Raw genomic sequence first — 6,706 nt, 5'->3', positions numbered from 1 at the left:
CACCCTACACCCCTACACCCCTATTCCCTATTGCTTCTTCTCAGGTGTAACCTTCGCTTCTACCTTGACGCTTTTCACACCTTTGACTCCCTTAACCAAAGCTTCTGCTTTTTTGATTTCTTCCTCAGAAACAGCATCACCTTTGAGAATAATCTCACCTTGCTTATTCTCTACTTGTAACTTACTACTGGGTAAACCTTCCTTTAACTTTTTACTAACTTCTATCTTTAAATCACTTGTAGGTTTAGTAGTCCCAATAGTAGTTTTTGTGGTTGATTTTACAGGTTGAGCAGTTTTTTCTGTGACTTGTGTAGTTTGAGACGCAGGTTTTGCAGGTATTGAAGTGGCTTCTGGTGTTTTAGCAGGAGTTTGTGAACTAGTTTTAGGAGCTTCTTGGCAACCAAAAACACCAGCTACTAAAATACCACTAACAACAAAGGTAATTAGGTTCTTCATGTTTATCTCCCAATTGAATACTTGAAGCGATGAATTGAAGTGTGTGATGCCCAGGAGCGAATCTTAAAAAACAAATTAAATTACCATGGCCATGCTTAAGCAAATATCTAGGTTGCTGAAAATTGGAAATTGGATAACTTCTCGTGGCTCAAATCTACAAGCCAGTTCTGAACAAAAGTACCAATTCGATTTTCTTAACGGCTGCAAACTGCTTAGGTTTGGTGTGTGGTAAATGACTGGTTAATCTTTCTATGGATTCTCATGTAGAGTCCTAGCAGCTTGCTTCATGGTAGATTATGCAATCCTACATAGGTCAGTCGATATTATCAGATTTGGATAAGTTTGACGCATCTTGAAACACAATTTTAAGATATTGGATTTTTTGGGGCGTAGGTGATGGAGTGTGGGGTGTAGGGTGTAGGGTGTGGGGTGTGGGGTGTGGGGTGTGGGGTGTAGGGTGTGGGGTGTAGGGGAAAAATTTCTTCTTTCTTCTTTCTTCCTGAACTCCTATTCTCTTCTTACTGTCACCTGTCACCTGTCACCTGTCACCTATCACCTGCGGAAATTGCCCTTGAATTGTTCGGTTCTACGACTTCCATTAGTGCAGGAATGACTATAACCTCGTAAGTATATAGTGCAATGTCTACTTTAGCTGCTGTTAGACGCTCTTAAATCAAGGGGTGAAAACCTGTGTACGAATGGATCTTGCCCAGTCTGAGAGAAATTTTAGCCCATAGCCAATCAAGTATGGCTGAGTGTTCATCTGCAAAAGCAGAACAGCAATGGCGTATCAGTCTAGCAGCAACAGAGCATTTGCTACTCAAAACTTTAGCGACTACTTCCCCCGAAAACACCCAAGGTTTAGTTTTAACTGCACCAGCGCCTCTGTTTAGTCAGCCAAAACTAACTCAAAGTTTACAAACAGTCACTTTTACAGCTAAACCTTTTAACCCCTTGGCTTTGATGCCATTTCATGTTTCACCAGCAATGGTGCAAAGTAGTAGTCAAGAGGAAATATCTTCTCTAGGCAACTTGATGGGAAAGACAGACTATGGCCACGCACACACGGCAATTAATTCAGAAGAGTCTATCTTACCCCTATTACCTGCCGACCCTCTGGGATCAGAACAGTTTTGCTTGGTATTCACAGAAAAATTTAGATTAGTTCTGGTTTTGTCAGAAAACACCAGCGGTAAAAAAGAATTTTTATTCTCTTTCGAGCCAGAAGTGGTGCAACAGGTTTGGAAGGCATTAGGAGCGAGGGTTGTTTTAACTAATCCAGATTTATTTGCTGATTTGGATGTTTTAGTGGAAAAATATGCCCCAGTTGTAGCAGATTATCAAACCATAGTTCAATTTAGCCAGTTGTTGCTTCAGGAATTAGCAGAACCAGAAACAGAGAAAGCCGCACATCATCCTTCCATTTCTCCTCTTCCCCATATTCCCATCTCCCCATCACCAAAACCTTCTTCCCGTTCTGATGTGGAATTACTACAAGCTTTTGCTCACGAAGTCCGCACCCCACTAGCAACAATCCGCACTCTGACTCGTCTGTTACTGAAGCGACAGGATTTGCCTATTACCGTAATCAATCGCTTAGAAGTGATTGACCATGAGTGTACTGAGCAAATTGACCGCATGGAGTTATTGTTTAAAGCAGCAGAATTAGAAACTTGTTCAGCTGCTAAATCTGCAAATACACAACAATTAACTCCCATGTCTTTGGATCAAGTTTTGCAGCACAGTATCCCCCGTTGGCAACAAGCAGCAACACGACGAAATTTAACTTTAGATGTGGCTTTACCCCAGCAACTACCAACGGTGGTGAGCAATCCTGCTATGCTAGATCGGGTACTTACGGGTTTGATGGAAAATTTTACCCGCAGTTTACCTCCTGGTAGCTGTATTCAAGTTCAGGTTATTCCCGCAGGTGATCAACTCAAATTACAATTGTTACCACAATTAGATTGTCAAGATACAACCACAACTGCACAATTACCAACTCGTAAATCTCTAGGGCAATTATTAATGTTCCAACCGGAAACAGGAACGATTAGTTTAAATATTGCTGCAACCAAGCATCTATTTCAGGCAATTGGTGGTAAATTGATTGTCCGTCAAAATCCTCAGTATGGAGAAGTATTGACAATTTTTTTACCATTAGAAGTTAATACGAAACAAAAGGTGAAAATCAACTAAGTTTAGATTTTAGATTTTAGGATTAATGCTGGTAAATAAGAATCATGTTTAATTAGAATTTTCTAATTAAGTAAGTTGGCATAAAAAAACGAGGTATGTTACAAAATGTAAACTCGCTAAAAGTCACTTTCCTCTTGCCTGTTACCTTTTGCCTTGCCACAACGATAAATTTCAACGCCCACCTACTTATCAAGTATCAATTGTCAATTGTCAATTGTCAATTTCTACTAGTTTTTGTCGAGATGATAAACCAGACTTAATTTTGATATGAGATTTGGGTACATCAAACTTTTCTGCTAATAGCTTAATTAACTCTTCATTGGCTTTACCATCAACTGGTGGAGATTTCAAATGTATAATTAAACTACCATCTTCCTGTTCTGTAATTTTCTGTTGTTTAGAATTTGGTTTAACCTTCACTTTTTTTTGCATAACATCATAGGTAATATGGGAAGGGGTATTAATTGATAATTGATAATTGATAATTGATAATTACTTATTACTAATTATAAAATCGTCTTTCTTGCATAAGTTGAATAGCTTGAAAAAGTGCTTCTAATTTTACAGGTTTAGAAATATAATCATCCATACCCGCAGCTAAACAATTTTCTCTATCTCCTTCCATAGCATTAGCAGTCATCGCTATAATGTAAGGACGATTTTCACCCCAGATGTGATAAATTTCTTTAGTTGCTTCTATTCCATCTAATTCTGGCATTTGTACATCCATAAAAATAACATCATAAAATTCCTGTTGTAAACAATTCAAAACCTCATAGCCATTAACTGCAATATCTACTTTATATCCCAATCTTTGAAATAATTTTTCAGCAACTTTCTGATTTACTATATTATCTTCTGCTACAAGAATATGTAAAGGTATTTTTTCTGATACATTAGTATCTGAATTAAGAGTAGAAGAGAATTTTTCTGGATAGTTTAAAACTGTTTCTAAATCTAGCTCAAAACTAAAAATACTTCCTTTCCCTACTTCACTAATGACTGTAATATTACTACCCATCATTCTGGCTATATTTTGACTAATTGCTAAACCTAATCCTGTACCTTGAGCTTTTAATTGTGTTTCTCCTACTTGTTCAAAGGCTAAAAATATTCTTGACAATTTTTCAGCAGGAATGCCTATACCTGTATCAACAATTTCAAACTTAACTTTGGTCACTGAAAATGATTCATTTTTCGTTTCTTTGCTAACAACATTTACTGAAAATTTCACTTCTCCTGTTACTGTAAATTTAATAGCATTTCCTAATAAATTGAGCAGGATTTGCCGTAAACGTTTTTCATCAGATTTAACGATTCTAGGTAAATCAGAAGCAAAATTATAAATGAAATTAATATCTTTTTTTGTTAAAGAATTGCGATAAATTTCTACTATTCCTTGGAGGAAATCATGAAAATTAAACTTTTGATATTCTAGTTCCATTTTTCCTGCTTCTATTTTAGAAATATCGAGAATATCATTAATTAATGTTAGTAGATGTAACCCAGATTTTTCAATAATAGCAATGTCTTCTTTTTCCTGATTTGTTAATTTTGGCAAATCCTGAAAAACTTGGGCAATACCTAAAATGCCATTGAGTGGTGTGCGAAGTTCATGACTCATATTAGTGAGAAATTCACTTTTAGCATGATTAGCAGCTACCGCAGCTTGTTTTGCTGATGCTAATTCTAAATTTTGCCAAGTTAGCTGTTCTTTCTGTTGCTCTAAAATAGCTGCCGTCTGTTGGAGTTCTGAGGATTGCTCTAATAATTTTCTCTGGGATTTTTTTAATATCAAGAGTGCTTGTTGTTTTTCGCTCAAGACAGCATTTAAAATCAATGTTTTTAAGACAATTATTCCAATAAAGCATTGTAATAACATTAAAGATTCATTTAAACTGGAACGAGCAAATGCTCCTAATCCTCTAACAGTACCTAAAATAGCAATTGCGGATATTATGACAATTAAGTTAGTAGAACCTAAGTTCCCAAAACGGAAAGCAGACCAAGCGAGACAGGGAATCAGCATATACTCGATAAAAAAGCTATCCCAAAAAGCATTTTTACCTATCCAAATAACCATTGATATTAATAATAAAGCTTCGATAATTTGACCCACATTTAAGGGTAATATAACCAACTTTCGATGTTTTTTCCAACGGGTTATAAAATTATTTTTAATAAATTCTTCCCAATTCAACAATGTCGGTGTAAAAATCAAAATTCCTGCTACATTAGATACCCACCACGTTAACCAAACAGGGATATATTGAATGTTAGGTATTTTTCCACCTAAAGTTAAAGCTGTGACTCCTACAGTTGCATTCACAACTGGTCCGAGCATACCTGTGAATATTAAGAATTTAATTAAATCACTCAGTCTTTTTAATGGCGAAATATCTCCAATGGATTTACGAAGCAAGAAACTGCCTAATAGTGTACCTAAAGTTGTTCCACTAGCAATAGCCAACACCTGTAAAAGTGAGCAAATTTGAGTAAATAAGTTATTTTTATCAATAAATGCCCCAATATTCGCTAAAAATGAACCTAAAAATACCCCTGGCCAAATCCAATAACCAAAAATTAAAATAGCAGCAGTAGCAAAACCATCAGGCGGCCAAACTGGTGTGACATTTTGGGGAGTAAAAGCTAAAATCCGAGAAAATTGTGCAGTTTGGTAGTAAACGAATGCTAAAACTGCCATCAATCCCAGACGGATGAAAGTACAGCGTAAGTTATAGCTCATCTTCCTAATCCCTGCATTGCTAAAAGTGCAGTTCCATAGGCTGCTTCTGTGTTTATTGAGGAAACTACAGGCACTTTTAAATACCTGGATCGAATAGCCGTCCAAGCAGAATTTTTCGCACCACCACCAGCAGTATAAACACAGTTTAATTGATCTGAACCTAGGTTTTGTAATAATTCATATCCTCGTGTTTCTATTCGTGCCATACTTTCTAATAGGCCGTGTAAAAATTCCTTGGGATTATTTGGACGGGGTTCTAGTCTTGGAGGTAGGTGAGGGTCATTAATAGGAAAGCGATCGCCTTCTTTCAACAAGGGATAATAATCTAATTCACTCGCTTGTGATACATCAATATCCCGACTCAAGGTGACTAATTCCTCATCAGTAAAAAATTTCTTTAACACCGCGCCTCCTGTATTAGAAGCTCCACCAGTTAACCATAACTTACCTAAGCGATGACTGTAAATTCCATATCGTGAATCTTCTACACGGCTACGACTCAAAAGTTTAAGTACCAGGGTTGAACCCAAAGAAGTTACTGCTTCCCCTGGTGATTTTGCACCACTAGCCAAAAAAGCTGCAATGCTGTCTGTTGTCCCTGCACACACCAAGCAATTCCCTCTAAAACCAAATTTATCCGCAATTTCTGGACTTAATTCGCTCACTGGCATACCAGGTGTTAAAACTTGGGGTAAATTAATGGGAATTGACAATTTTTCTAGCCATTCTGGATATTGCAACTTTTCTACGTCATAACCAAGCTTTAAGGCATTGTGGTAGTCGCTAATACCCAATTGTCCATGCAGCAAAAACCCTAACCAATCGGCTTGATGTAATAAATATCTAGCTTGTTTAAAAGAAGGTAAATGTTGCATCCACAGCAATTTGGCAAGGCTAGAAGTAGCACTCAACACAGTGTGATTGGGTGGTGCAATGTTGCTCAAATCCTTTAACACCATCGATCCCCGTGCATCGTTGTACAATAGAGGAGCATCTACAGGCTGACCAGTGGCATCAGTGAGCAAGATTGTGGAAGAAGTACCGTTAATGGCGATCGCCCCAATTTCTCGTCGCAATTCCTCTGAAATTCCCTCTAGGAGACTCCATAAAGCCTGTTTCCAGCAAATTACCCAATCTGCAACATTAGCCCAAGGATGACGCATTTCTGACAAAATCCTAGCTTCATCATCAATTACTACCGCCCGTGCGCCAGATGTACCAAAATCAATACCCAGGTAGAAAGTCATAATAGGATGCGGTGTGTGGTGTGTGGTGTGTGGGGGAGCAGGGGGAGCAGGGGAAGCA

The 6,706-nt window shown here is 37.6% G+C and carries 5 protein-coding genes; 1 reads left to right on the top strand and 4 read right to left on the bottom strand.

The genetic code is table 11. The annotated features are described in order from the left end of the window. Positions 1 to 27: 27 nt before the first annotated feature. On the bottom strand, positions 28 to 456 hold the full coding sequence (locus A0J48_RS25555; protein WP_200327380.1) for a BON domain-containing protein: 429 nt from the start codon (positions 454 to 456) through the stop codon (positions 28 to 30). Positions 457 to 1,146: 690 nt separating this feature from the next. On the opposite strand from A0J48_RS25555, the gene A0J48_RS25550 reads away from it, so the two are divergent. Continuing rightward, positions 1,147 to 2,655 (top strand): sensor histidine kinase, encoded by a 1,509-nt coding sequence (locus A0J48_RS25550; protein WP_200327379.1) that lies wholly within the window; start codon positions 1,147 to 1,149, stop codon positions 2,653 to 2,655. A gap of 210 nt (positions 2,656 to 2,865) precedes the next feature. Here the strand turns inward: A0J48_RS25550 and A0J48_RS25545 are convergent, their stop codons facing one another. From A0J48_RS25545 to A0J48_RS25535, 3 genes are all read right to left on the bottom strand, one after another. Beyond that, a complete protein-coding gene (locus A0J48_RS25545; RefSeq protein WP_200327378.1) occupies positions 2,866 to 3,087 on the bottom strand; it encodes a DUF167 domain-containing protein in 222 nt (73 codons plus the stop codon). 70 nt (positions 3,088 to 3,157) lie between these two features. After that, positions 3,158 to 5,401, bottom strand: a complete 2,244-nt coding sequence (locus A0J48_RS25540; RefSeq protein ID WP_200327377.1) for an MASE1 domain-containing protein — start codon at positions 5,399 to 5,401, stop codon at positions 3,158 to 3,160. Continuing rightward, positions 5,398 to 6,648: an FGGY-family carbohydrate kinase gene (locus tag A0J48_RS25535; RefSeq protein WP_200327376.1), complete on the bottom strand. Its 1,251-nt coding sequence runs from the start codon at positions 6,646 to 6,648 to the stop codon at positions 5,398 to 5,400. Before A0J48_RS25535 ends, A0J48_RS25540 begins: the two co-directional genes overlap by 4 nt. Positions 6,649 to 6,706: the final 58 nt, after the last annotated feature.

Source organism: Sphaerospermopsis aphanizomenoides BCCUSP55, from assembly GCF_001586785.1.
Taxonomy (GTDB): Bacteria; Cyanobacteriota; Cyanobacteriia; order Cyanobacteriales; family Nostocaceae; genus Sphaerospermopsis_A; species Sphaerospermopsis_A aphanizomenoides_A.
This window is presented reverse-complemented; position numbering and strand designations above follow the sequence as displayed.